Source organism: Deinococcus marmoris (assembly GCF_001949125.1).
GTDB classification, from domain to species: domain Bacteria; phylum Deinococcota; class Deinococci; order Deinococcales; family Deinococcaceae; genus Deinococcus; species Deinococcus marmoris_A.
Window position 1 is genome coordinate 73512 of record NZ_MSTI01000066.1, and the last position, 22180, is coordinate 95691.

Below are 22180 nucleotides of genomic sequence, written 5' to 3' on the forward strand. Positions count from 1 at the left end.
ATCAGTCATCTCCCGCCACGGCCTCTGGCTGTCTGGCCTGCTGGGCTATGGTCTTGACGCTTGCCAGCAGCGCCCTGTAAATCGGCTCCACCTCCGCCGGACTCTGTGCCAGTGCCTCTAACGGGTAGAGAAGCAAGTCGCGGTTGCCAGTCCTGACCCACAGCGGGCGTCCCCCCTCGTCGCTGCCGATCAATTCGGCGTCGCCCAGTTGCTCGGGGTCCAGCAGCAGCGGCGTCGTCGCCAGCGCGTTGGCGTGGGCGGGCAGCGGCCAGCGTTCCCCATTCGCCACCAGTTCCGTGGGGGCCGTCTCAGACAGGCCGTAGCGGTTGTGCGGCAGCGCCCCGAAGAACGCCCCGGCGTCATGCACCCAGGCCCCGGTGTGAATGTCCAGCGCCCCGTGAAAATAGCTGTAGATCACGCGCCCGGCGTGTTCGGCCAGCTTCCCCCAGGTGGGGGCCAGCAGTTTCTGGGTAGACGGCACCAGCAGAATGTCGGGCACCTCCACCGTTCCCGCCAGGAATTCATTCTCCGGCACGATGCGCGGCAGGTAGCCCAGATTCCTCAGCGCCGCGTAGCTGTTGCGCAGCGCCCGCTTCACGTAGTCGCGGTCATCCCAGGAAAAGGGGTAGCGTTCCGGCAGAAAGGACGTGACCAGCAGGCCCACTTCCGGCAGTTCCGGCAACGGAGCCCTGACCGCCTCGCGCAGCGCCGCCGCCGCCAGCTTGGGCGTGCGGTCAGCATTCAGCAGGCCGAATCTCAGCTCAAAGCCGTGGTGGAAGTAGGGCAGATCGTGGATCAGGTCAAAGTCCAGCCCGCACCACCAGCAGATGTGGCTGGCTCCCTGCAAACGCGCCTCTGTCGCCACCCGGCCCGCGAATTCGGCGATCTGGGCTTCCCCGAAGGTGTTCTGCGAGGCCCCGTATTCCTCCAGCCACACGCCGCGCCCGTGGGCCAGCGCCGAGGCTGTTCCCACCGCCAGCCCGTAGGCCGCGATCTGCCGTCCGGCGTCGGTCTCGGCCATGTACAGGTGCGGCCCCAGAATATCCTGGGCGTGTTCGGGGTCAAAGCCGGTCTCGTCGCCCAGGCAGTACCACGCGCCGTCGCCCAGGCTGACCGGCAAGCGTGGCTCCACCTCCGCCAGCACGCCGCACAGCCGCTCGGCCCAGCCGCCCACCGTGGCCTTGGTGCCGACGCCGCCGTAAATGGGCATCTCGTTGCTCAGTACGTAGGCGGCCAGGGCCGGATGCCCGCCCACCCGCGCCGTCACCTCGCGCAGGTAGAGGGCCTGGATGTCCAGCAAACGCGGATCGGCGTAGAGCTGGGTGGGATCGGGGAGCCACGCCGGACTCCAGTTCTCGCCGCTCATGTGGCCGACGAGGAAACTCAGGTGAACCTTGAGGTCCGCCGCCGTGCAGAGGTCCAGGAACTGCTCCAGTTTGTCCAGCATCTCCGGCTCCACCCGCGAAGGCGTGGGCATGAAGTCCGGCCAGAACAGGAAGGCCCGCAGGTAATCCACGCCCACGTCTTTCAGGGCGGCCAGATCCAGCTCAATCTCGTGGGGGCGAAAGTCGCGCCACATCTTCGGGCCGGAGTACGCGGGCCAGTAATTCACGCCCAGCAGGGCGGGCTGGTGGGTGGTCACACTCATCCCTTCACACTGCCGACGGTGATGCCGCTCACGAATTGACGCTGGAACATCAGGAAGAAGATCAGAGTGGGGATGGAGGCCAGCAGCGTGGCGGCCATGATCGGCCCGGCGGCGCGGGGGTCAGAGGTGATGGACCCGGCCAGCCGTCCCAGGGCCAGCGGCAGGGTAGCGTGGGCGTCGTCGTTGACCACCAGCAGCGGCCACAGGAAGCTGTTCCACTCGCCCAGCGAGACGAAAATTGCCATCGCGGCCAGAGCAGGGCGCACCAGCGGCAACACGATCTGCCACCACACCCGGATCTCGCCCGCGCCGTCAATGCGGGCGGCGTCAAACAGTTCCTGCGGCACGCCCCGGATGGACTGGATTAAAAAGAACACCGCGAACGCCTTGGCCAGCCCCGGAATGAGCAGCGCCCAGAAGGTGTTGATCCAGCCCAGGTCGCGCATGGTCAGGAAGTTGGGAATCAGCGTGACCTGCCAGGGAATCATCATGGAGCCGATGATCAGAAAGAACACGATGCGGCTGCCGGGAAACTTGTGCTTGGCAATCACGTAGCCCGCCGCCGAGGCCAGAATCAGCGACACCACGGTCACAAAAATGGTGATCGTCAGGCTGTTGACAAAAAAGCTGGCGAAACCCGCGCCGCTGAAGCGCTGAAAAAGACCCTGAATCGCGTCGGAAGCGGCGGGATCGTATTTCGGATTGTAGAAGTTCGCGGTGGTGGGGTTCTGCACGATCAGCGTGGGCGGGGCCTTGGTGATCTCGCCCAGCGGTTTGAAGGCGCTGGAGACCATCCAGTAGTACGGAAACAGCACCGTGAGCGCCAGCAGATACAGCGGAATCCTTGCCAGTCTCATGGGCCAGGATGATTTCGTTTCACCAACCATGTTCGTCTCCTTAAAGCGGTGGGCTGTGGGTGCTGTGCCGTGGCACAAGCACAGGCAGGGAAGTCAGTGAACGAGAACAGAAAGCGAACAAGACGGAGAGCGAGCAAGAACACAGAATGTATGACTCTTGCCCTGGCCCTCAGTCTTTAATCAGTCCACCTTCCTCTCGTCGGGATCGCCGATGCGCAGGTTGATCAACGTCAGGATGAACACGATGATGAACAGCACCCAGGCCACCGCCGAGGCGTAGCCGAGCTGGAAGTGGCTGAAGCCCCGGTCATACAGGTAGCTCACCAGCGTCAGCGCCGAATCCAGCAATCCGCCGGGGCCAGAGACCGTGCCGAACATCACGTATGGCTCGTTGAACACCTGGAATGCGCCAATGGTGCCAGTGATCGTCACGTACAGCAGGGTGGGCCTCAGCAGGGGCAGCGTGATCTTCCAGAAGCGGGTGGAAGCGGTTGCGCCGTCAATCGCGGCGGCCTCGTACAGGTCATTGGGAATGGAGCGCAGGCCCGCCACGAACAGAATCATGGTGCCGCCCATGCCGCCCCAGACCGCCACGGCGATCAGCACGGGCAGGGTCAGGTTGGGCGTGCCGAGCCAGGAAATCGGCTCCAGCCCGAAGGAGTGGCGGGCCGCATTCAGAACGCCGTAGCCTTCCGAGTTCAGAATCCATTTCCACACGGCCAGAATGGCAATACCGCCCGCCACCGAGGGCAGGAAGAACACCGCGCGCATAAACTGATCCCACGCACGCTGCCCGCCAAAGGCCACCGCCAGCAGCAGGCCCATCGCGGTATTCAGCGCCACCACCGCCACCACGAAAATGGTGGTGTTGCCCAGCGCCTTGTAAAAGCGCGGGTCCGAGAACAGCTCGGTGTAGTTGCTGATGCCGTTGAGTTTGGGCGGGCTGATGGCATTGAAGTCGGTGAAACTCAGGTACAGCGACTTGACCACCGGGTACAGCACGAAGGCCGCGAACAGCACCATGAAGGGGGCCAGCATCAGCATGGGCATGGTCATGTCACGCCGGGGCCTGCGCCTGGGCATCGCCGATCCCAGCATCACCGAGGGAATGGTCGTCGTCTCGTTTCTCATCTTGCCGCCTCCTGAGGGGGAAACCTACCGATCATACGGACTCCGATTGAAAGGTGTTGAGAACACCTGGAAATCCGAACGGAGTGAGTGGGAGAAAAACGGGTTCCGGGCATGGAGTGCGGGAATCGGCACTGTCCCGATTTCTGCGCGAAACAGACGGAATCCGTCTCAGCCGCACAAACAGCGGGAAGCGCCCCTACCCTCTGGTGCTTCCCGCTGGCCTGCCAGCTTCCCGGCGCGCGCTTACTTCTTGAGGTTGGCGTCCATGGCGGCGGCCACCTGATCCAGCGCCTTTTTGGGGTCAACCTTGTTCAGAATGACCGACTGCAAGGCCTTGACCATATCGGCGTTGCTGGCTTCCCAGCCCTTGCAGTTGGGCGGGCCAGCGCCTTCCTTGAGCTGCGCGATCAGGGCCTTGCTCTGATCGGCGGGCAGCCCGAGGGCCTTGGAGAATTCGGCAACGGGCGGGATGAAATAGAGTCCCTGCTTGCGGGCATTGGATACCAGCGCGTCCGACACCTTGGCCGTGTACAGCGTCTTGAGGAAGTCGGCGGCGGCGTCTGCGTTCTTGGAGTACGCCATGATGCCGATGACTGTGCCGCCCAGGAAGCTGGTGCGCTTGCCGGTGGGGCCAGCGGGCAGCGGGCTGATGGCCCATTTTCCCTTCATCTTGGGGTAGGTGATGTCAAAGTTAAAGGTGTTGTACGACGTTCCCAGAGGGTAATTGCCGTTGTCCAGGCCGCCGCCCAGATCGGGGCTGTTGTCGGTGGGCAGCTTGTATTTGGTGTAAAAATCGCGGTAAAAGGTCAGGGCCTTGACGCCCGCCGCGCTGTTGACGGTGGCCTTGGTGCAGCCCTTGTCGTACAGGCTGCCGCCTGCCTGGTACAGGTACGGGAAGTAGCCGATCCAGTCCAGGTTGCCCCACTGAATCATGAAGCCCTTCTTGCCCTTGGCCTGTAACTTGTCGATGGCGCTGGTGAGCTGCTCCCACGTCTGGGGGTTGCCGTTGATGCCCGCCGCTTTCAGCAGATCGGGGCGTGAGAACTGCAATTGCACGGTCAGGTTGAAGGGCGCGGCGTAAAGCTGGTTGTCGGTGGTCACGACCGAGGCGAGCAGGCCGGGAATGGCTTCGGCCTTGACCAGCTTGTCCAGCGCCGGGTACTGCTTGGTCAGGTTGACCATGCCGCCCAGGTTGCCCAGTTCGATGCCCCACGACAGGCCCCCGGTGATGATGTCCGGTCCCTGCCGCGCCGCCGCCGCCGTCAGAATCTTGGTGTGGGAGTCGCCCCAGGGGATGGCCTGGAGGTCAAAGGTGACGTTGGGGTGGGCCTTGGTGTACAGGTCGGTGGCCGTCTTCATGATGGTGGCCGCCGTGGGGTCGCCGGTCAGCCAGACGACCAACTTGGTGGGGGCCTGGGCCGAGGCCAGACCGCTGAGCAGCAGGCCGCCGGTCACGGTGGCGAGCAGGGTGCGGGCCAGTGCTTTGGTATGCAGTGCTTTCATGTGAACTCCTTTGGAAAGGGTGGAGCAATGTGAATTCGGATGGGGTGCAATGGGCAGGCGGGTAGAGCTTGGAAAATCAGGGTTGGGTCTCGTGAACTCGTCGGCTTTTTCTGGATCGGCTTTTTCTGGATCGGCTTCTTGCTGGATCGGCTTTTTCTGGGCGTCCTCCCTCTTTTGGGCTGCGGCGGATCACAGACTGATCCCGCTCTTTCCCTCTTGAACTTGTTTTTTAGTAAAAATATCGTAAGCCGAACTTCGGGCAATGTCAAGCGGCTCGGTCAGGCCGGGTCAAGCGCGCACGCCTGGCCAGGAAAACGGTGGCTGGGACCGCTATACTGGTGTAATGGCTTCTCAGACCAAGCGCCCTGCGGCGGTGACGATCCGTGACGTCGCGGGCCGCGCAGGCGTTTCGGCGGGCACAGTTTCACGGGCGCTCAATGACGGCAAGGGCGTCTCGGCGGCCATCCGCGCGCGGGTGCTGTGGGCGGCCACGGAACTGGGCTATGACCGCGCCAGCCTGCGCCCCAGCGCCCGCTCCCGGATCAGCCTGACCGACATCGCCGCGCGGGTGGGCCTCTCGGTGGGCAGCGTTTCACGCGCGCTGCGCAGCGCCGAGGGCGTATCGCCAGAAACGCGGGACCGGGTGCTGCACGCCGCCGTGGAGCTGGGCTACGACCTGGGCAACCTGCACGCGGTTCAGATCGCCCGTCTGGGCGTGCTGATCCACCGGGGTGAAAACGCGCTGGCGAACAACCTCTTCTACTCGGCAGTGCTGCACGGGGCCGAGACGGCCTGCCGCGCCCACGGGCTGGCAATGGCCTACAGCACCGTGGGGCCAGGGGATGACCTGGGCGCGCTGGTGGCCCAGCAGCAGCTCGACGCCCTGCTGTGCGTGGGCTATTTCGAGGACGAACTGCTGGACGCCCTGCGCGCCACCGGCAAACCGCTGGTGCTGGTGGACCACTCCGCGCCGGGGCTGCCCAGCGTCAACAGCGACAACTTCGGCGGGGCCTACGCGGCCACGGCGCATCTGCTGGGGCTGGGGCGCACGCGGGTGGCGTTCATGGGCGGCCAGCGCGAACATTTCAGCATCCGCGAGCGGCGGCGCGGCTACCTCCAGGCCCTTGCCGACGCCGGAATGGATCAGGACCCGGTGCTGGACGCCACCCGTCAGCCACCCGAATTGGAGAGCGGCGCGCACACGGCCATGCACGCCCTGCTGGCGCTGCCCCAGCCGCCGGACGCGGTGTTTGCCTTCAACGACGCGTCGGCTATGGGGGTGCTGCGCGCCTGTCAGGCTGCTGGGCTGAAGGTGCCGGACGACATCGCTGTCGTGGGCTACGACGATGTGTTTCCCACGGACCACGCCCGTCCCCCGCTGTCGAGTCTGCGGGTGGACCGGGAGGCGCTGGGCGCATGCGGCGTGGAGCTGCTGCTGGACCTTCAGAACCGTCCGGCGGAGCAGATGGTGGTGCCCACCCACCTGATCGTCCGGGAAAGTTCGGCGGGCACGGATACGGCCAGGCGCGCAGCAGACCCGGTGCTGGAGCCGCAAGTTTCACAGCGTCGCCGCCGGGTGAAGGCCGACTGAGCCGGGCCACACGGCAGGTTCGCACCCAGAGAAAGACGTTCTCGCTCCCGGCTGGACCCGTCGTGGACGTCTGTTTATGCCGGAAATCACGGGGCTAAGCAAGTCCGCCGCTAGCGCCTCTCGCCGCTGCTGGCACGCACGATCAACTCGACGGGCAGCTCGGTCTGGGCCAGGGCGGCGCGCTCCAGCAGCAGTTGCACGCCGCGCGCTCCCAGCGCCTCCTTGTTCACCCGCAGCGTCGTCAACGGGGGCGCGGTCTGCGCCGCTGCACTCACGTCGTCGAAGCCCACGAAGGCGAGATCTTGCGGCACCTTCAGCCCAGCAGCCTGACAGGCATACATCGCCCCGATGGCCGACGCGTCGTTGAAGGCAAACACTGCGTCCGGCGGCTGAGGAAGCGCCAGCAGGGCATGCATGGCCGCCGTCACCTCAGCGGTGGTGCCCTCTGGCCCCGCGCAGACCTCCAGGGCCGGGTCCGCTGGAACGCCCGCGTCGTACAGGGCCTGACGGTAACCCAGTCGCCGCGCGCGGATGCTGGGATGGTCCGGGCCGTCGATAAAGGCCACCCGCCGCCGCCCACGCGTCAGCAGGTGCGTGACCGCCTGCCTCGCTCCGCCCACGTTGTCGCTGTTGACGCTGGGCAGCCCCGGAGCGAGAAGATCCACCAGGACCAGGGGCAGGTCCAGCGCGCGCAACTGCTCCAGCAGGTCATCCTCGACAAAGCCCACGCACAGCAGGCCGTCGGTGCCGTTGCGCTGCATCAGTTCGGCCACATCGTCACCGTTGTCCAGCGAGGTGAAGTGCAGGGTCAGGCCGCGCGCCCGGCATTCGTCCTCGACGCCGTGCAGGACGTGCGAATAGAACGGATTTCCGCCTGCCCCGATATTCCGGCGATGCAGCACGAAGCTGATCCGGCGCAGCTTGCCCGCCCGCAGCTTGGCCATGTCGTAGCCCAGCGTCTGCGCCACCCTGGTCACCTGCGCGCGCGTCACCTCGCTCACGCCCGGCTGCTGCCGCAAGGCCCGCGACACCGTGCCAATCGACACCCCCGCCGCCTGCGCCACCTCCTGAATGGTCACGTTGGACCGAGTGGAGGCAGGGGCGCGAGTCAACATGGCGGAAAGTATACCCACCTGTTTTGACAGAAGTCTTTCGGGCACTGGGATTGACCAGCCTGTTTTCCTGGCTGACCGTCACGCGGACTGGACCGCAGGGCTGCATCCGACAGCCCTCCTCCCGCCCAGCCCCCTTGACTCCCCCGCCCGAAAGGTTTAATTTGTTTTTTAGTAAAAAACTTTAGAGGCCGTGGATGGTTTAGAAACTGTGGAGAGAACGAATCGCCATTCGATCAACCGTGATCTGGGAACGGCGCAGGGACAGAGAAGGCCCGCGCAAGGAGAGGAATATGCACGACATCCGTATTGGAACGCTGTTAGAGGGCAGGCACGCCGTGCAGGTGCTGCCGCAGATTATTCCGCACGGCTTCGAGAGTTTCGGCCTGACCTTCTGGCAAACCACTGGCGACACCGATCTGGCCGAGACCGGGCGGCGCGTCCGCGACATCGTGGAGGCCAGCGGCACGAAGATTTCCTCTCTTGAAATCTTCGGCAACCCGCTGACCGGTACGGGCGACGACGCCGACACCCTGGCAAGCTGGGAGCGCCTGATCGACCATGCCCACCTGTTCGGCTGCGATCTGATCGGCGGCTTTACCGGACGGCTGCCGGGGGTACCGCTGGACGCCTCGCTGCCGCGCTACGCCGAGGTTTTTGGTGAACTGTCGCGCCGCGCCGCCGATCAGGGCGTGCGCCTGTGCTTTGAGAACTGCGCGATGGACGGCAACTGGCAGGCCGGGGAGTGGAACATCGCCCACTCGCCAGACGCCTGGGAAATGATGTGGGACGCCCTGCCCGCCGACAATATCGGGCTGGAGTGGGAGCCGTGTCACCAGATGGTGGGCCTGATCGATCCGCTGCCGCAGCTCCGCAAGTGGGCGCACAAGGTCTTTCAGGTTCACGGCAAGGACGCCACCATCGCCTGGGACGTGATCCGCGAGTCCGGCATCCACGGCCCGAAGCCCTACGTGTGGCACCGCACCCCCGGCTTTGGCGACACCAACTGGACCGACGTCATCAGCATTTTGCGCCAGAGCGGGTATAAGGGCGACATCGCCATCGAGGGCTTCCACGATCCGGTCTACAAAGGTGAACTGGAAATGACCGGACAGGTCCACGCGCTGAACTACCTCAAGGAGTGCCGGGGCGGCGCGTTCATCTCCAACCCGGTGATCGGCGAACCCGAAGTGGCGGAAACGGTATGACCGCCGCCACCACTCCGAAATTTCGGATCGCGCTGGTGGGCTGCGGCAACATGGCGAACACCTGGGTGGACTACGCGCAGGCCAGAGGGGACGCCGAGCTTGTGGCGCTGGTGGACCTGAACGAGGCCACCGCGCGGGCGTTGGCGGAGAAACACCACCTGGGCGGCGTTCCCATCTTCAGCGACGTGTCAGCCGCTATCGGGGCCAGCGGAGCCAACGTGGTCTTCGACGTGACCATCCCCGACGCGCACGAGGCGGTCACGGTGGCCGCCCTGAAGGCAGGCTGCAACGTGTTCGGAGAGAAACCGCTGGCCGCCGGGATGGAACAGGCCCGCCGCATGGTGGCCGCTGCCGGGCAGACCGGGCACACCTACGCCGTGATGCAGAACCGCCGTTACCTGCCGCAGATGCATGCCTTCCGTGATCTGGTGCGCGGCAGCATCGGCACGCCCGGCTTTACCACCGCCAATTTCTTTATCGGCGCGCATTTCGGCGGCTTCCGCGACCTGATGGACAGCCCGCTGCTGCTGGACATGGCCATTCACACCTTCGATCAGGCCCGCTTTATCCTGGGGGCCGATCCGGTGTCGGTGTACTGCCAGGAATTCAACCCGCCGGGATCGTGGTACGCGGGCGGCGCGGCAGCGGTGTGCATCTTTGAATTTGAGGGCGGACAGGTCTTCAGCTACAACGGCTCGTGGTGCGCCGAGGGTGCGCCCACGTCCTGGGAGGCCGAGTGGCGCGTGATGGGCAGCACTGGCGCGGCGATCTGGGACGGCACGAACGCTCCCTACGCCGATGTGGTGGCCGATCCCGAGCAGGAGAGTTTCACACTCGACTTCAAGCGGGTGGAGGCGGAACTGTCGCACAACGCCCCCGGCCCCGAGGGGCATTTCGGCTGCCTGGACGAGATGTTCGCCGCCCTGAGCGAGAACCGCCGCCCCGAAACCGACTGCACCGACAACATCAAGAGCCTGGGCATGGTCTTCGGCGCGGTGGAAAGTGCGCGGCGCGGCGAGCAAGTCATGCTCTAGCGCCGTTCTCGGTGGTGGACTTTTGAGAACGGCGACTCCATTCTCTGCTTCTCAGGGCCATCCAGCGCGGCAGAAGCCCCCAGCAGTCCTGGGCCGAACAGACTGGAATCGTGGGACCCCACCCGTACGGGGCAACTCCTCCCCATGAAGCCCTGACCCACCCGCCCAGTCATCGAAAAGGTCTTCCCAGGACAACTGCTTTAGAGTGACCACTGCTTTACCGTCCGGTTCGCGGCACCACCGCCTCCCCAATGCCGACCTCATTCTCAGGAGTACCTCCCATGACACACACGCTTCCCCTGCACGCTGGCTGGCAGTTCAAGGCCCGCGCACCCCAGACCCCTCTGAACGACGATTTTGCCGCCGACTCCGACTGGGCCGCCGCCAGCGTTCCCGGCACGGTGCATCAGGACCTGCTGGCGACGGGCCGCATTCCCGATCCCAACGTCGGTCTGAACGAGCTGGATGTGCAGTGGGTGGGCGAAACCGACTGGCTGTATCAATTGGAGTTCGACGCGCCCAGCATGGAATCTGGTGAACAGGCCGATCTGTGCTTTGACGGTCTGGACACCTTTGCAAAGGTCTGGCTGAACGGCGAGCTGATTCTGGAAAGCGAGAATATGTTCGTGCCGCGCCGCGTATCGGTGGCGGGCCAGTTGCGCGAGGGGTCCAACGAACTGCGCGTCCTGTTTTCCTCGGCCCTGTTGCGCGGTCAGGGAATCGAGGCCGAACTGGGCAAACGCCAGTTGTGGAACGGCGATTCCAGCCGCCTGTATGTCCGCAAGGCGCAGTACCACTACGGCTGGGACTGGGGTCCGGTGCTGATGACGGCGGGATTGTGGCGCGGCGTGCGGCTGGAGGTCTACGCGGCCCGGCTGGACGAACTGGCCTGCCCCGTATCGGTGTCGGACGACTTCAAACGCGCCGAATTTCCGGTGAGCGTGGACGTGAAGGGCAAGATTGCCGGGAACGTCGTGCTGGAGCTGCTGGGACCGGACGGCGCAGTGGTTGCATCTGAAACCCGGCCCGCTGCTGGGAGCGTCGCCCACACCTTCAGCGTGGAAAACCCTGCCTTGTGGTGGCCCGCTGGTCATGGCGAGCAACCGCTCTACACCGTGCGGGCGGGGCTGGAAGACGGAACTTCCTCGGAACTTCGGGTGGGAGTCAGGAGCATTCGACTGATTCAGGAACCCGTGGCAGACGAACCCGGCAGCTCTTTCTTCTTTGAGGTCAACGGCATGCCGATCTTCTGCGGCGGCGCGAACTGGATTCCCGACGACAACTTCCTGCCGCGCATCTCGCCGGAGCGCTACCGCACCCGCCTGACCCAGGCCAGGGACGCCAACATGGTCATGATCCGCGTGTGGGGCGGCGGCATCTACGAGGACGACGTGTTTTACGACGTCTGCGACGAGCTGGGCCTGCTGGTCTGGCAGGATTTCATGTTCGCCTGCGGGATGTACCCGGCCCACACCGAGTTTCAGGCCAGCATCCGCGAGGAGGCCGAGGTGGCCGTGCGCCGCCTGCGCCACCACGCCAGCCTCGCCCTGTGGTGCGGCAACAATGAGGACTATCAGATTGCCAACTCGGTGGGGGCCTACGGGCCGGGGGGCGACGAGAGCAAGTTTGACGCCCTGAGTACCTACGAGGAGCTGCTGCCGGAAGTCTGTAGCCGCCTGAATCCCGCCACGCCGTACTGGCCGGGCAGCGCTTTCGGTGGGCCGAATTCCACCGATCAGGAGATCGGGGACCGCCACACCTGGGACGTATGGCACGGCGCGATGGCCCCGTATCAGGATTATCCCAAGTACGAGGGCCGCTTCGTCGCCGAGTTCGGGATGCAGTCGCTGCCGTCGCTGGCGCTGCTGGAAAGCGTCGTGGCCCCCGAGGAACGCTTTCCCGCCAGCCGCACGCTGGAACACCACAACAAGGCGGGTGACGGGCCGCGCCGCCTGAACGTCTACATCGGCGACACGGTGCCGATTCCTGCCGATCTGCCGGGCTACGTGTACGCCTCGCAACTGATGCAGGCCGAGGCGCTGGACAGTGCCTACCGGGGCTGGCGGCGGCGCTGGGGCCGGGATGGGAAGAGGGCCGTATCTGGCGCGCTGGTCTGGCAGCTCAACGACTGCTGGCCGGTCACGAGCTGGGCCATCATAGACTCGTCGGGCCAGCCCAAGCCCGCGTATTACGCCATCAAGGGGGCGCTGAAGCCGGTGAGTGTCGGTGTGACCGTGACTGGCAAGGGGGCCGAGGTCTGGGCCGTCAACGGCACGACAGAAGTTCAGACCGTGACGCTGGACCTCCGCGCCCTGACGCTGGAGGGCAAAGAACTCAGTGCCGAGACGCGCGAATTGAAGCTGGCGGCCAATGAAGTGACCGAACTGGGCATCTTCGCCGCCGAACACGACGCCGCTTCCACCATCGTGGCCGCCACCCTGAACCAGGACGGAAGCGTGATCGCCCGTGAGGTGCGCTGGCCCGAGCCGTTCAAGTACCTGACCCTCCCCGATCCCGGCCTGAAAGTTGAAGTGACTGGCCCGAACGCCCTGAGCCTGAGCGTGACGCGCCCCGCCAAGGGCGTCTGGCTGGAATCGGCCCCGGAAACCGTCTGGGACGACAATATGCTGGATTTGTTGCCTGGAGAAACGCGCGTGGTCCGCACGCAGAAGCTCAGTCCATCCAACCTGACCGCCCGCTGGCTGGGTGCGGAGGAAACGGTCAGGGTGGGCGAATTTGAGCGGGCTTAAGGATCTGAAGCTGGGCCTGTTCAGCTACAGCTACCGCATGGCTTTCGGGTCACACGACGTCAAGCCCCGCCAGAACATGACCCTGTTCCAGTACATGGAGCATGTGCAGGACCTCGGCTTTGACGGCATCCAGATCGATCTGACGCACCTGACCAGCCACGATCCGGCCTACCTGAAAGAGCTGCGTGCGGCGGCGGCGGAACGGAATCTGTATGTGGAATACGGCTCGGCCTACCTCACGGCAGACACCGCCGTTCAGGAATTGCAGATCGCCAGCCTGCTGGGTGCGCCGCTGATGCGGACCTTCATGGGCTTCTCGCGCTTTGAACGCGGCACCGACGTGGCCGGGGAAACCACCCGCGCCGTCACGCTGCTGCGTTCGCTGGCCCTACAGGCGGCAGACCTGGGCATCCGCATCGCCCTGGAGAACCACTGCGACGCTACCACCCCGGAGTTGCAGCAGGTGATTGAACGGGTAGATTCGCCCACCGTCGGGGTCTGCGTCGATCTGGGCAATTTCATGATCCACCTTGAAAACCCGGTGGAGGCCGTGCGGCAGCTCGCGCCCTACATCATCAACACCCATTTCAAGGATTACGACATGAAGATGGAGAACTGGGGCTTCAAGTCGTATGGCGTGGCGCTGGGCGAGGGCGTGATTGATTTGAAGGCCGTGCTGGACATTCTGGTGAACGACTCTGGCCTGGACCGGATCATGCTGGAAATCGTCTCTGAGCCGCAGGCCAGCGAGACTGAAACCCTGGCGCTGGAAGAGGCCAATGTGCAGCGCAGTTACAGGTTTGCCCGCGAAGTGCTGGGCATCGGCGCTGGCTGAAAGCGCAGGCTTTACGCTACATCTCTCGGAAACAACACGAATCCTCAAGCTGTAAGGGCGTGAACGGGCGGGCGGGGCTGATGTCTCGTCCGCCATTAAAAGCGTATTGCCAGCGGGTCTTCAACCTCCCCAAACCCCCCTCCTCTCACGCCCCCTCTCCCTTCCGGTGGTCCCCATGTCCAATCCAGCCCTGACGCGCCCCCGCGAACGCCCGGACCTTCCCTATAACGGCCAGACGCCGTTGAAAACCCTGATCGGGCTGTACCGCCATGACCACGCCCGGCTGGCGCTGGCGCTGCTGGTCTATATCGTCAAGAACAGCCCGTCGTGGGCCATGCCGCTGGTCACGGCCAACATCATCAACATCATCACCCGGCCCGACGCGCACCCCATCACCGAGCTGTGGTGGAACGGGGCGGTGCTGCTGGGGCTGCAACTCCAGAACATTCCCACCAACGCACTGTATGTGCGCCTGACCAGCCGGGTGATCCGGCGAATGGAGGTCCAGCTTCGCGCCCGGCTGGCCCGGCAGTTTCAGCAGCTCAGCATCGGGTATTTCGGGACTACCTCGGCGGGGGCGCTGCAAACCAAGGTGCTGCGCGATGTGGAAGTGCTGGAACAACTGACGCGGCAGGTCTTTCAGGACGTGCCCGCGCTGCTGCTGACCATCGTGGTGGTGCTGACCGTCACGGCGCTGCGGGTGCCGTGGTTCCTGGTCTTTTTCGCCCTGATCGTGCCGCTGGCGCTGGGGCTGTACGCCGCCCTGCAAGCGCCCATCAAGGAGCGCAACCGGGAATTTCGCGGCCAACTTGAACACCTGTCGGGCCGCGTCTCGGAGATGCTCCGCATGATCCCTGTCACGCGGGCGCACAGCGCCGAGGAAGGCGAGTTGAGCCGCACCCTGAGCCGCCTGAACGAGGTGCGCGACGCCGGGCTGCGCCTGGACAGCGTGAACGGGTTGTTCGGCAGCGTGACCTGGGTGGTCTTTCAGGGCCTGAACGCCGTGTGTCTGGTGGTGGCGGGCTGGGCGGCCTACACCGGCAGTCTGCCCATCACGGTGGGCGACGTGGTCCTGATCAGTGGTTACTTCGCCACCCTGACCGGCAGTGCGCTGGGGCTGGTCAATACCCTGCCCCTGATCGCCAAGGGGCTGGAATCGGTGCGTTCCATCGGCGAGGTGCTGGAATCCCCCGATCTGGAACACAACGAGGGCAAGCGGGCCGTGACGGCGGTGCGTGGCGCGTTCTCCCTCCAGAACGTCAATTTCAGCTACGGCCCGGAGGCGGGTGCGCCAGGAGAGCGCCGCTACGGCGACGGCGTGAACAACCTGAGTCTGGAAGTCCGGCCCGGCGAGACCATCGCCCTCGTCGGCCCCTCGGGCGCGGGCAAGAGTACCGTGATCAACCTGCTGATCGGCTTTCTGCGCCCCAGCGGCGGGCAGATTCTGCTGGACGGTCAGGACATGGCAGGGCTGGACCTGCGGACCTACCGCCAACACCTGTCCGTGGTGCCGCAGGAAACCCTGCTGTTTGACGGCAGCGTGCGCGACAATATCCTGTACGGCACCGAGGGGCTGCCCGACGGACGGCTGGAGCAGGTGCTGGCCGACGCCCACATCCAGGAATTCCTGGCCGATCTGCCGCAGGGGCTGGACACCCGCCTGGGCGAACACGGGGCCAGACTCTCGGGGGGGCAGAAGCAGCGCATCGCCATCGCCCGCGCCCTGGTCCGTGATCCGCGCGTGCTGATTCTGGACGAGGCCACCAGCGCCCTGGACAGCGCCTCCGAACATCTGATCCAGAACGCCCTGACCCGGCTGCTGCACGGGCGCACCTGCTTCGTGGTGGCCCACCGCCTCAGCACCGTGGCCCGCGCAGACCGCATCGTGGTGATGGAAAAGGGCCGCATCGCCGAAGTCGGCACGCACGCCGAGCTGCTGGAACGGGGCGGGCTGTACGCCAGCCTGCATGCGCTTCAGCGTCAGGGCTGAGGGTTCGGAAGGGGAACCGAAGCTGCTGCCGTGCCGATCTATGCTGTGGACATCCAGAGCAGTTTTCCCGCAAACATGACCCTGGACGTATTCGGAACGCGGTAGAAGTCGGGACAGCGCCGATTCTTCCATTCCACAACTGGAGGAATGTTCTTCTGCGCCTTGCCCCGCTTCACAGCCCTTCAAATCCGCCCGGAGGTCCATCAGCTTTCAACCAGAATCCGTCTCAGGCTAGAGGAGCGGGGCGCGGGCAGTTGGGCGGTCAACATCCAACAGAGGAGTGCCGGAGCATCCCGCCCAGGACGGTCAGCGCGAGGAAGCAGTTTTCGATTTGAGGGTTCTATTTCCCTGGGCAGCAGGCACACCCAACTGAAGCTGCTTTTGCCAGTAGTGACAATCGGGGCATTATGACAATTTCAGCCGAAAGGGCAAAAGCGAAAACCCCGCGCCAGGCGGGGTCATCTGATTAGAACTTCCTGGAGCCAGTGATCCGGGTCGAACGGACGACCTACTGATTACGAATCAGTTGCTCTACCACTGAGCTACACTGGCCTGCTTTTCTTGCACAAGGCTCAGGGAGTATAGGCACGCCGTCCTGGAGTGTCAAGGCAAATGCGCTCCCCGGAGCAACCGCATCCCGCCTATGCTGTCCAGCATGACCCAGCCGCCGCCCCACCCCTTCCAGACGGTCCACGGCACGCCGCAGCCACTGGACTGGCTCTGTCTGGCCCCCCACCCCGACGACGCCGAGATCGGCGCGGGCGGCACGCTGATCCGGCTGGCGCAGGCCGGGCGCGCGGTGGGCATTCTGGAACTGTCGCGTGGGGAGCGCGGCACGCAGGGAACGCCGGAGGTGCGGGTGGCCGAATGCGCGCAGGCCGCCGCCATCATGGGCCTGTGCTGGCGCGGCAATCTGGGCCTGAACGACGGAGAGTTGACCGATACCCAAAGCAGCGCGCACGCCCTGGCCGCCGCCCTGCGCGCCGTGCGCCCGCGCGTGCTGCTGGTGCCCCACCACAAGGACCGGCACCCGGACCACTTCGGCACCTACCATCTGGCGCGGCGGGCCGTGCATCTGGCGCAGCTCCGCAAGGCCGATCTGGACGGCGAGCCGTGGCGCATTGCGCGGACACTGCTGTACCAGGGAAACGCGGACATTCAACCTGATTTGCTGGTCGACGTGGAGAGCGTGCAGCACGAGTGGGAGGCCGCCGTCCGCGCCCACGACAGCCAGTTTTCCGGCGAGGCGATTTCCGAGACGGTCACGCCCGAGATCATCGAGCGTCGCCGCGCCCGCCAGAGCTACTGGGGCACGCTGGCGCGCGTGCGTTACGCCGAAGCCTTCGAGGCACAGGACCCACTGCTGCTGGACCCGCTAGCCCTGTAAAAACCGGCCCTGTAAAAAGCGGCGCTGCAAGGGCGGATCAGTCTGCCGCCTCCGCCCGCACCCCCAGCCCGAAGGCGGCATGCACGGCGCGGGTGGCGTCGTCCACCTGAGCGCCCTCGATGGCCACGCTGATGTTCAGCTCGCTGCTGCCCTGCGAGATCATCAGGATGTTGATGTCCTGGCTGGCCAGGGCCGTGAACAGCCGCGCCGAGACGCCCCGCTGTCCGCGCATCCCGCTGCCCACGATGGCCAGCACAGCCACGTCCGACTGGCGGTCCACCATCAACTCACGGCTGACCCCGGCGCGCAGGGCGGCCAGGGTGCGCTCGGCGTCACTGCTCTGCACGGCCAGCGAGACGTTGCTCATGGAGCTACTCTGGGACACCATCAGCAGGGTAATGTTCTCGCGGGCAATCGCGTCAAAGACGCTGGCGATCACCTCGGGGATGCCCAGTACGCCCGCACCGCTGATGTTGATGATGGACACGTTGCGGATGGCGGTCACGGCCTTGACTGGCTGCCCGGCCTCGTCCTGCGCCTGGGCCTGCACCAGCGTGCCGGGAAAGTCGGGATCGGCGGCGCTCTTGACCCGCAGCGGAATGCCGCTTTCCTGCAACGGCGTGACCGCCAGCGGATGCAGCACCTTCGCCCCAAAGTAGGCCAGCTCCATGACCTCGCCGTAGCTGAGGACCGTGATGTTGCGGGCGTCCCCCACCACGCGCGGATCGGCGCTCATCACGCCGTCCACGTCTTTCCAGGCCCAGACCTCGTTCGCGCCCAGCGCCTTGCCGATGATCGTGGCCGAGAAATCGGTGCCACCGCGCCCCAGCGTGGTGATCGCGCCGCGCTCGGTCTCGCCCATGAAGCCGGACACCACGGGGGTGACTCCGGCGGCCAGCAGCCCGCTCAGCCGGTCCTTGACGCGCTCGTAGGTCGTGGGCAGCGGCTTGGCGTTGCCAAAGTGGTGATCGGTCAGGATGCCTGCCTCGCCGCCGGTCAGGTGATGGGCGCGGAAGCCCTGGCCCTCCAGCGCCACAGCCATCAGCGGGGCCGAGAGACGCTCACCGAAGGCCACGATCAGGTCCCGGCTGCGCGGGGTCAGCTCGCGCAGCAGGTACACGCCGTAGACCGCCTGACGCAGCGTTTCGTGCATTTCGCGGATGTCACGTACCGTGGGGCTGTCAGGGGCCGCGCCGAGTTCCTGGGCCGCCGTGAAGTGGCGGGTCCGCAACGCGGCGATCTCGTCGTTGGCGGCGGCGATATCGCCGGATTCGGCGGCATCGGCCAGGGCCAGCAGGCCGTTGGTCACTCCGGCCATCGCGGAGACCACCACCACCACGCGCACGCCCGCCGAGAGGCTGCGCCCGGCCAGCGAGGCACTGTGGCGAATGGCTGCCGAATCCTGCATGTTGGTGCCGCCGAATTTCATCACGAGAAGGGTGTCGCTCATGGCGTTCAGTATGGGGCGAAGCGGGTGACCGGGAGAAAGAAGGTCTGGGCAGCCCATGAAAAGGGTGCGCGGCCCATGACCACGCTCCCCACCGGATTCAACCTCAGTGCCCCGAATGTTCCGTTCCGGTTCCGTGCGTCGGAGGGGCCTGACCCGACAGGGAGGCGGTCACGCCCAGCACCGCCAGCAATGTCAGCGCCTCGGCGGCCAGACGGGGGCGCACGCCCTGGCCCACGGCAAAGGCGCGGCGGACAACGACGGCAGCCCCCAGCGTCAGCCCCACCAGCGCCACTTTGAGCAGCAGCGTGCGCCCATAGCCCGAGGCAGGGAGTTGCAGCAGGTTGCCCGCATGTTCCAGCGACATCCACACGCCACTGACGCCCAGCATCAGGACCGATCCAAGGGCGTAGGGCGTGAATCTGCGGGCCAGGGCAGCACTGGCCCCACGCCGCGTCAGCAGCGCGAACACCCCGCCCACCCACAGACACATCGCCCCGCCGTGCAGCGTGTGTAAGACGTGAACGAGTTGCCCGTGCGAGGCCCCGTGGCCGATCCCTGCCAGCCCCCACAGCAGCACGCCAGACGCCCCCAGAGCCGCCAGCCACGTCAGTTCCGCGATCTCGGCAGCCAGCAGGACCAGCGCCCCGATCCACAGGATCAGCACGGCGCGGCCCGCCACCGTACCCGTCAGGTAATCCAGAATGTCGGCAGGGGCGGTGAAGCCCAGCGCGGCCAGGGTGGTGTACACGCCCAGACCGCCACCCAGAATCAGCAGCGCCAGCCCGGTCCCCAGCCAGACCAACCCCGGATGAGCTGGTGTCAGCAGGCGGCGGGCAAAGACACCGCCCACCAGCAGTGCCGCGCCCAGGTACAGCAGCAGGTTGGGCAGCAGTTCGGGTGTCACTTCACCGTGAAGACGTTCTGGCCTGTGACCGGGTGGCCGTCCTCGGACAGAATTTTCCAGGCGACAACGTATTTCCCGGCCTTCAAATCGGGCTTGAGGGGGATGCGGAGCTGCGCGGCCAGATTACGGGCGACGAGCGGTGTGTTGGCGAGTTCGGGGGCATCCGCTTTCAGGGCCAGCGCCGCTTTCGCACCGTCCTCGGGCTTCATATCGGCACCCAGTACCATCACTCGGAAGGTGCAGAAGCGCAGTTCAATAGGTTCGCTGAATTTCAGGACGATTTCTTTTGGGGCGCTGACGGTGGAATCGGCAGTGGGAATCATGGATGTAACGGCGGTATGGGCTGAGGCGGTGCCCAGAATCAGGGCCAGCAACAGAACGGTTAGACGCATCTCTTTTCCTCCAGAGGGGCAAAGTCTCCCCTGCCCCAGTCAGTTACTTGACCGTGGTGTGGCTGGCGGGCGTCTTATCGGGTTGGGTATCGTCCCAGGCCACCACGCTGCCGTCGGCATAGGTCTGGTAGACCTTCCAGACCAGTTCGCCGGGCTGGACCGGATTGACGGCCTGGAAGAAGAATCGCGCGTATTCCATCGGCTCGATGTCGCCCTTCCAGACCACTTCGGTGACCAGTCCATCGGCATCCTTGGTCACGGTGCGGGCGAAGCCGGGCGTGACCTGAAAGCGGCTGATGCCCACGCCTGCGGGGATGACGAGGCGAATCTGGGTGGTGGCCATGTCCTTCTCGACAGGCACGTTCAGGCGGTAGGTCTCGGATTTTCCGGCGGCGGATTCGCTGGTTCCCGCCTCGGTGCGGACGGTGGCGTGGGCGGCGGCGAAGGACAGCAGCAGGGCGGCGGACAGCATGAAAAATTTTTGCATGGTGGAAGTTCTCCTCTGAAAAGTGGCGTTAAGGCACTGGGTTTTCAGAGGGAAATAGGGGGCGCGCGGGCGTCGGCGTGACGGATCGCGGCAGGCAGGTCAACGACAGTAAAAAGCTGCGCCTGGGGCGTCTGCTGGGGGGGCGCGGTGGACAGGGGCAGCACGCCCGCCTCCAGCGCGAAAGCCCCGGTCACGCAGAAGGGGCAGTGCGCGGCGTGGTTGTGGCTCTCCCTGTCGCCCTGACCAGGCTGGGGCTGCGGAGCTGGAAGTGGAGCGGTGGAGGACGGCCCAGGAGGCATCCGGGCCATGCCGTGCCCGGCCATCCGCACCATGCCCGACATCCCCGGCATCGGCAGGTCCAGCATGCCGCCCACCCGCGCCTGGAACGCGAAGGCGGCCACCACCGTCAGCACCGCCAGCAGGCGTCTGAGGTCAATTTTGGTGGCGCGAAGGGGCCTCAAGTCGCTGCCAGTGTAAGCCGCCTCCACCGTGGCAACTGTCCCCAGTTTTAGAGAGACCTAAATCTCCAGGGAGTTTGCCTCGTGTCGTCAGGAGCAACCGTTCGCGACTGACGCAGGTCAGCAGGAACAGCTCTTTTTCCTGGCGAGACCGACTCCATCACGGTGCAGATCGGTTCTGTTCTGAACGCGTGCCGCACGCCGTCCCAGCCCTGCATTCACCAGTCAGTGTCAGCAACCTTACGCTTTGGTGTAGATAAGACACCAAGCCAGAACTGACGCCAGCCGTTAGACTGGGCCATGAGAGGTCTGTCGCCGCCCACAGTGGGCTGTTCTGCTGCGAGATGGCGGCCCTCAAGACTGGAGGAAGCATGACGGGAAACAATTCGGGCAAGATGAAAGTCGGGATCAACGGGTTTGGCCGCATCGGACGCTTGGTGTTCCGCATTCTGGTGGAACGCGGCATCGACGTGGTGGCGATCAACGATCTGACCGACAACAAGACGCTGGCGACATTGCTCAAGTACGACTCCACCGCCGGGCGCTTCAAGGGCACCGTGGAGTACGACGACGACAGCATGACCGTCAACGGCCAGAAGATTCACACGCTGGCCGAGCGCGATCCCGCCAACATCAAGTGGGGCGACATGGGCGCGGACATCGTCATCGAGTCCACCGGCATCTTTACCAGCCGTGAGGGCGCGAGCAAGCACTTGGCCGGCGGCGCGAAGAAAGTGCTGATCACCGCCCCCGCCAAGAACGAGGACTTCTCCATCGTGCTGGGCGTCAACGAGCAGGATTACGATCCCAAGAACCACAACATCATCAGCAACGCGAGCTGCACCACCAACAGCCTGGGCGCGCCGATGAAGCTGCTGGACGAGGCATTCGGCATCGAGAAGGCCATCATGACCACCGTCCACAGCTACACCAACGATCAGCGCATCCTGGACCTGCCGCACAGCGATCTGCGCCGCGCACGGGCCGCCGCCATCAACATCATCCCCACCTCTACGGGCGCGGCCAAGGCCGTCTCGCAGGTGTACCCCAAGCTGAAGGGCAAGTTCGACGGCACCTCGCTGCGCGTGCCCACCCCCGTCGGCAGCATCAGCGACGTGGTGGTCATCCTGGGCCGTGACGTGACCGTGGAAGAGGTCAACGACGTGTTCCGCAAGGCCGCCGAGACCACCCACAAGGGCATCATCGCCTACACCGAGGACCCCATCGTGCTTCAGGACATCGTGGGCGACTCGCACAGCGCGATCATCGACGGCGGCCTGACGATGGCGATGGGCAACCTCGTCAAGTTCTTCTCGTGGTACGACAACGAGTGGGGCTACAGCAACCGCATCGCCGATCTGGTGGAACTGGTTCAGGAAAAAGGCTAATAAAGCAGGATGGGTGGAGGGAGCATTAAATGCCCTCCACCCATTTTGATATCTA

The 22180-nt window shown here is 65.1% G+C and carries 18 protein-coding genes and 1 tRNA gene; 8 read left to right on the plus strand and 11 right to left on the minus strand.

Features of this window, described 5'->3' with window-relative positions; translation table 11 throughout:
* Position 1 precedes the first annotated feature (1 nt).
* The 4 genes from BOO71_RS09670 to BOO71_RS09685 all read right to left on the minus strand — a co-directional run bounded on the left by BOO71_RS09670 (position 2) and on the right by BOO71_RS09685 (position 5139).
* Positions 2 to 1642 (minus strand): glycoside hydrolase 5 family protein, encoded by a 1641-nt coding sequence (locus tag BOO71_RS09670; protein ID WP_175607419.1) that lies wholly within the window; start codon positions 1640 to 1642, stop codon positions 2 to 4.
* Positions 1643 to 1644: 2 nt separating this feature from the next.
* Positions 1645 to 2505 (minus strand): carbohydrate ABC transporter permease, encoded by an 861-nt coding sequence (locus tag BOO71_RS09675; RefSeq protein ID WP_175607420.1) that lies wholly within the window; start codon positions 2503 to 2505, stop codon positions 1645 to 1647.
* 180 nt (positions 2506 to 2685) lie between these two features.
* Positions 2686 to 3636 carry a carbohydrate ABC transporter permease gene (locus BOO71_RS09680; RefSeq protein ID WP_083653316.1) on the minus strand — a complete coding sequence of 317 codons (951 nt, stop codon included), beginning with the start codon at positions 3634 to 3636 and terminating at the stop codon, positions 2686 to 2688.
* A gap of 243 nt (positions 3637 to 3879) precedes the next feature.
* The gene (locus BOO71_RS09685) at positions 3880 to 5139 is read right to left on the minus strand and encodes an extracellular solute-binding protein (protein WP_075831750.1); all 1260 of its coding nucleotides are present in this window, start codon (positions 5137 to 5139) and stop codon (positions 3880 to 3882) included.
* Positions 5140 to 5482: 343 nt separating this feature from the next.
* On the opposite strand from BOO71_RS09685, the gene BOO71_RS09695 reads away from it, so the two are divergent.
* Positions 5483 to 6730 (plus strand): substrate-binding domain-containing protein, encoded by a 1248-nt coding sequence (locus tag BOO71_RS09695; protein WP_139322860.1) that lies wholly within the window; start codon positions 5483 to 5485, stop codon positions 6728 to 6730.
* A gap of 110 nt (positions 6731 to 6840) precedes the next feature.
* Here BOO71_RS09695 and BOO71_RS09700 read toward each other — a convergent pair whose 3' ends face one another.
* The gene (locus BOO71_RS09700; protein WP_075831752.1) at positions 6841 to 7845 is read right to left on the minus strand and encodes a LacI family DNA-binding transcriptional regulator; all 1005 of its coding nucleotides are present in this window, start codon (positions 7843 to 7845) and stop codon (positions 6841 to 6843) included.
* 290 nt (positions 7846 to 8135) lie between these two features.
* Between BOO71_RS09700 and BOO71_RS09705 the strand changes: the two genes are divergently transcribed.
* The 5 genes from BOO71_RS09705 (at position 8136) to BOO71_RS09725 (ending at position 15659) form a co-directional block, all read left to right on the plus strand.
* Positions 8136 to 9050: a sugar phosphate isomerase/epimerase family protein gene (locus tag BOO71_RS09705; protein ID WP_075831754.1), complete on the plus strand. Its 915-nt coding sequence runs from the start codon at positions 8136 to 8138 to the stop codon at positions 9048 to 9050.
* Entirely contained in the window at positions 9047 to 10084 is a 1038-nt protein-coding gene (locus BOO71_RS09710; RefSeq protein WP_075831756.1) for a Gfo/Idh/MocA family protein, read from the plus strand. The genes BOO71_RS09705 and BOO71_RS09710 overlap by 4 nt, the downstream gene beginning before the upstream one ends.
* Positions 10085 to 10365: 281 nt before the next feature.
* Positions 10366 to 12834, plus strand: coding sequence for a beta-mannosidase (locus BOO71_RS09715; RefSeq protein WP_075831758.1), 2469 nt, complete (start codon positions 10366 to 10368; stop codon positions 12832 to 12834).
* Entirely contained in the window at positions 12821 to 13669 is an 849-nt protein-coding gene (locus tag BOO71_RS09720; protein WP_075831760.1) for a sugar phosphate isomerase/epimerase family protein, read from the plus strand. The genes BOO71_RS09715 and BOO71_RS09720 overlap by 14 nt, the downstream gene beginning before the upstream one ends.
* Positions 13670 to 13844: 175 nt before the next feature.
* Positions 13845 to 15659: an ABC transporter ATP-binding protein gene (locus BOO71_RS09725; protein ID WP_075831762.1), complete on the plus strand. Its 1815-nt coding sequence runs from the start codon at positions 13845 to 13847 to the stop codon at positions 15657 to 15659.
* A 477-nt stretch (positions 15660 to 16136) separates the two neighbouring features.
* Here the strand turns inward: BOO71_RS09725 and BOO71_RS09730 are convergent.
* Positions 16137 to 16211: transfer RNA gene (locus tag BOO71_RS09730), tRNA-Thr, on the minus strand.
* A gap of 103 nt (positions 16212 to 16314) precedes the next feature.
* Between BOO71_RS09730 and bshB1 the strand changes: the two genes are divergently transcribed.
* Positions 16315 to 17046 (plus strand): bacillithiol biosynthesis deacetylase BshB1, encoded by a 732-nt coding sequence (bshB1, locus tag BOO71_RS09735; RefSeq protein WP_075831896.1) that lies wholly within the window; start codon positions 16315 to 16317, stop codon positions 17044 to 17046.
* A gap of 37 nt (positions 17047 to 17083) precedes the next feature.
* On the opposite strand, the gene BOO71_RS09740 is transcribed toward bshB1, so the two are convergent.
* From BOO71_RS09740 to BOO71_RS09760, 5 genes are all read right to left on the minus strand, one after another.
* A complete protein-coding gene (locus BOO71_RS09740) occupies positions 17084 to 18496 on the minus strand; it encodes an aspartate kinase (protein ID WP_075831764.1) in 1413 nt (470 codons plus the stop codon).
* 103 nt (positions 18497 to 18599) lie between these two features.
* Entirely contained in the window at positions 18600 to 19400 is an 801-nt protein-coding gene (locus tag BOO71_RS09745; protein ID WP_254843108.1) for a CopD family protein, read from the minus strand.
* Positions 19397 to 19792 (minus strand): copper resistance CopC family protein, encoded by a 396-nt coding sequence (locus tag BOO71_RS09750; RefSeq protein ID WP_075831766.1) that lies wholly within the window; start codon positions 19790 to 19792, stop codon positions 19397 to 19399. The genes BOO71_RS09745 and BOO71_RS09750 overlap by 4 nt, the downstream gene beginning before the upstream one ends.
* A gap of 43 nt (positions 19793 to 19835) precedes the next feature.
* Positions 19836 to 20279, minus strand: coding sequence for a DUF1775 domain-containing protein (locus BOO71_RS09755; RefSeq protein ID WP_075831767.1), 444 nt, complete (start codon positions 20277 to 20279; stop codon positions 19836 to 19838).
* A 44-nt stretch (positions 20280 to 20323) separates the two neighbouring features.
* Complete coding sequence (locus BOO71_RS09760; protein ID WP_075831769.1) at positions 20324 to 20740, minus strand: DUF2946 family protein; 417 nt, start codon at positions 20738 to 20740, stop codon at positions 20324 to 20326.
* Positions 20741 to 21132: 392 nt separating this feature from the next.
* Between BOO71_RS09760 and gap the strand changes: the two genes are divergently transcribed.
* Positions 21133 to 22125, plus strand: coding sequence for a type I glyceraldehyde-3-phosphate dehydrogenase (gap, locus tag BOO71_RS09765; RefSeq protein WP_075831900.1), 993 nt, complete (start codon positions 21133 to 21135; stop codon positions 22123 to 22125).
* Positions 22126 to 22180: the final 55 nt, after the last annotated feature.

What these genes read in the sequence shown, in the direction of transcription:
- BOO71_RS09675 (WP_175607420.1), bottom strand. Translation starts at nt 2,505, where the DNA reads ATGAGACTGGCAAGGATTCCGCTGTATCTGCTGGCGCTCACGGTGCTG.
- BOO71_RS09680 (WP_083653316.1), bottom strand. Translation starts at nt 3,636, where the DNA reads ATGAGAAACGAGACGACGACCATTCCCTCGGTGATGCTGGGATCGGCG.
- BOO71_RS09685 (WP_075831750.1), bottom strand. Translation starts at nt 5,139, where the DNA reads ATGAAAGCACTGCATACCAAAGCACTGGCCCGCACCCTGCTCGCCACC.
- BOO71_RS09695 (WP_139322860.1), top strand. Translation starts at nt 5,483, where the DNA reads ATGGCTTCTCAGACCAAGCGCCCTGCGGCGGTGACGATCCGTGACGTC.
- BOO71_RS09700 (WP_075831752.1), bottom strand. Translation starts at nt 7,845, where the DNA reads ATGTTGACTCGCGCCCCTGCCTCCACTCGGTCCAACGTGACCATTCAG.
- BOO71_RS09705 (WP_075831754.1), top strand. Translation starts at nt 8,136, where the DNA reads ATGCACGACATCCGTATTGGAACGCTGTTAGAGGGCAGGCACGCCGTG.
- BOO71_RS09710 (WP_075831756.1), top strand. Translation starts at nt 9,047, where the DNA reads ATGACCGCCGCCACCACTCCGAAATTTCGGATCGCGCTGGTGGGCTGC.
- BOO71_RS09715 (WP_075831758.1), top strand. Translation starts at nt 10,366, where the DNA reads ATGACACACACGCTTCCCCTGCACGCTGGCTGGCAGTTCAAGGCCCGC.
- BOO71_RS09725 (WP_075831762.1), top strand. Translation starts at nt 13,845, where the DNA reads ATGTCCAATCCAGCCCTGACGCGCCCCCGCGAACGCCCGGACCTTCCC.
- bshB1 (WP_075831896.1), top strand. Translation starts at nt 16,315, where the DNA reads ATGACCCAGCCGCCGCCCCACCCCTTCCAGACGGTCCACGGCACGCCG.
- BOO71_RS09740 (WP_075831764.1), bottom strand. Translation starts at nt 18,496, where the DNA reads ATGAGCGACACCCTTCTCGTGATGAAATTCGGCGGCACCAACATGCAG.
- BOO71_RS09750 (WP_075831766.1), bottom strand. Translation starts at nt 19,792, where the DNA reads ATGCGTCTAACCGTTCTGTTGCTGGCCCTGATTCTGGGCACCGCCTCA.
- BOO71_RS09755 (WP_075831767.1), bottom strand. Translation starts at nt 20,279, where the DNA reads ATGCAAAAATTTTTCATGCTGTCCGCCGCCCTGCTGCTGTCCTTCGCC.
- gap (WP_075831900.1), top strand. Translation starts at nt 21,133, where the DNA reads ATGAAAGTCGGGATCAACGGGTTTGGCCGCATCGGACGCTTGGTGTTC.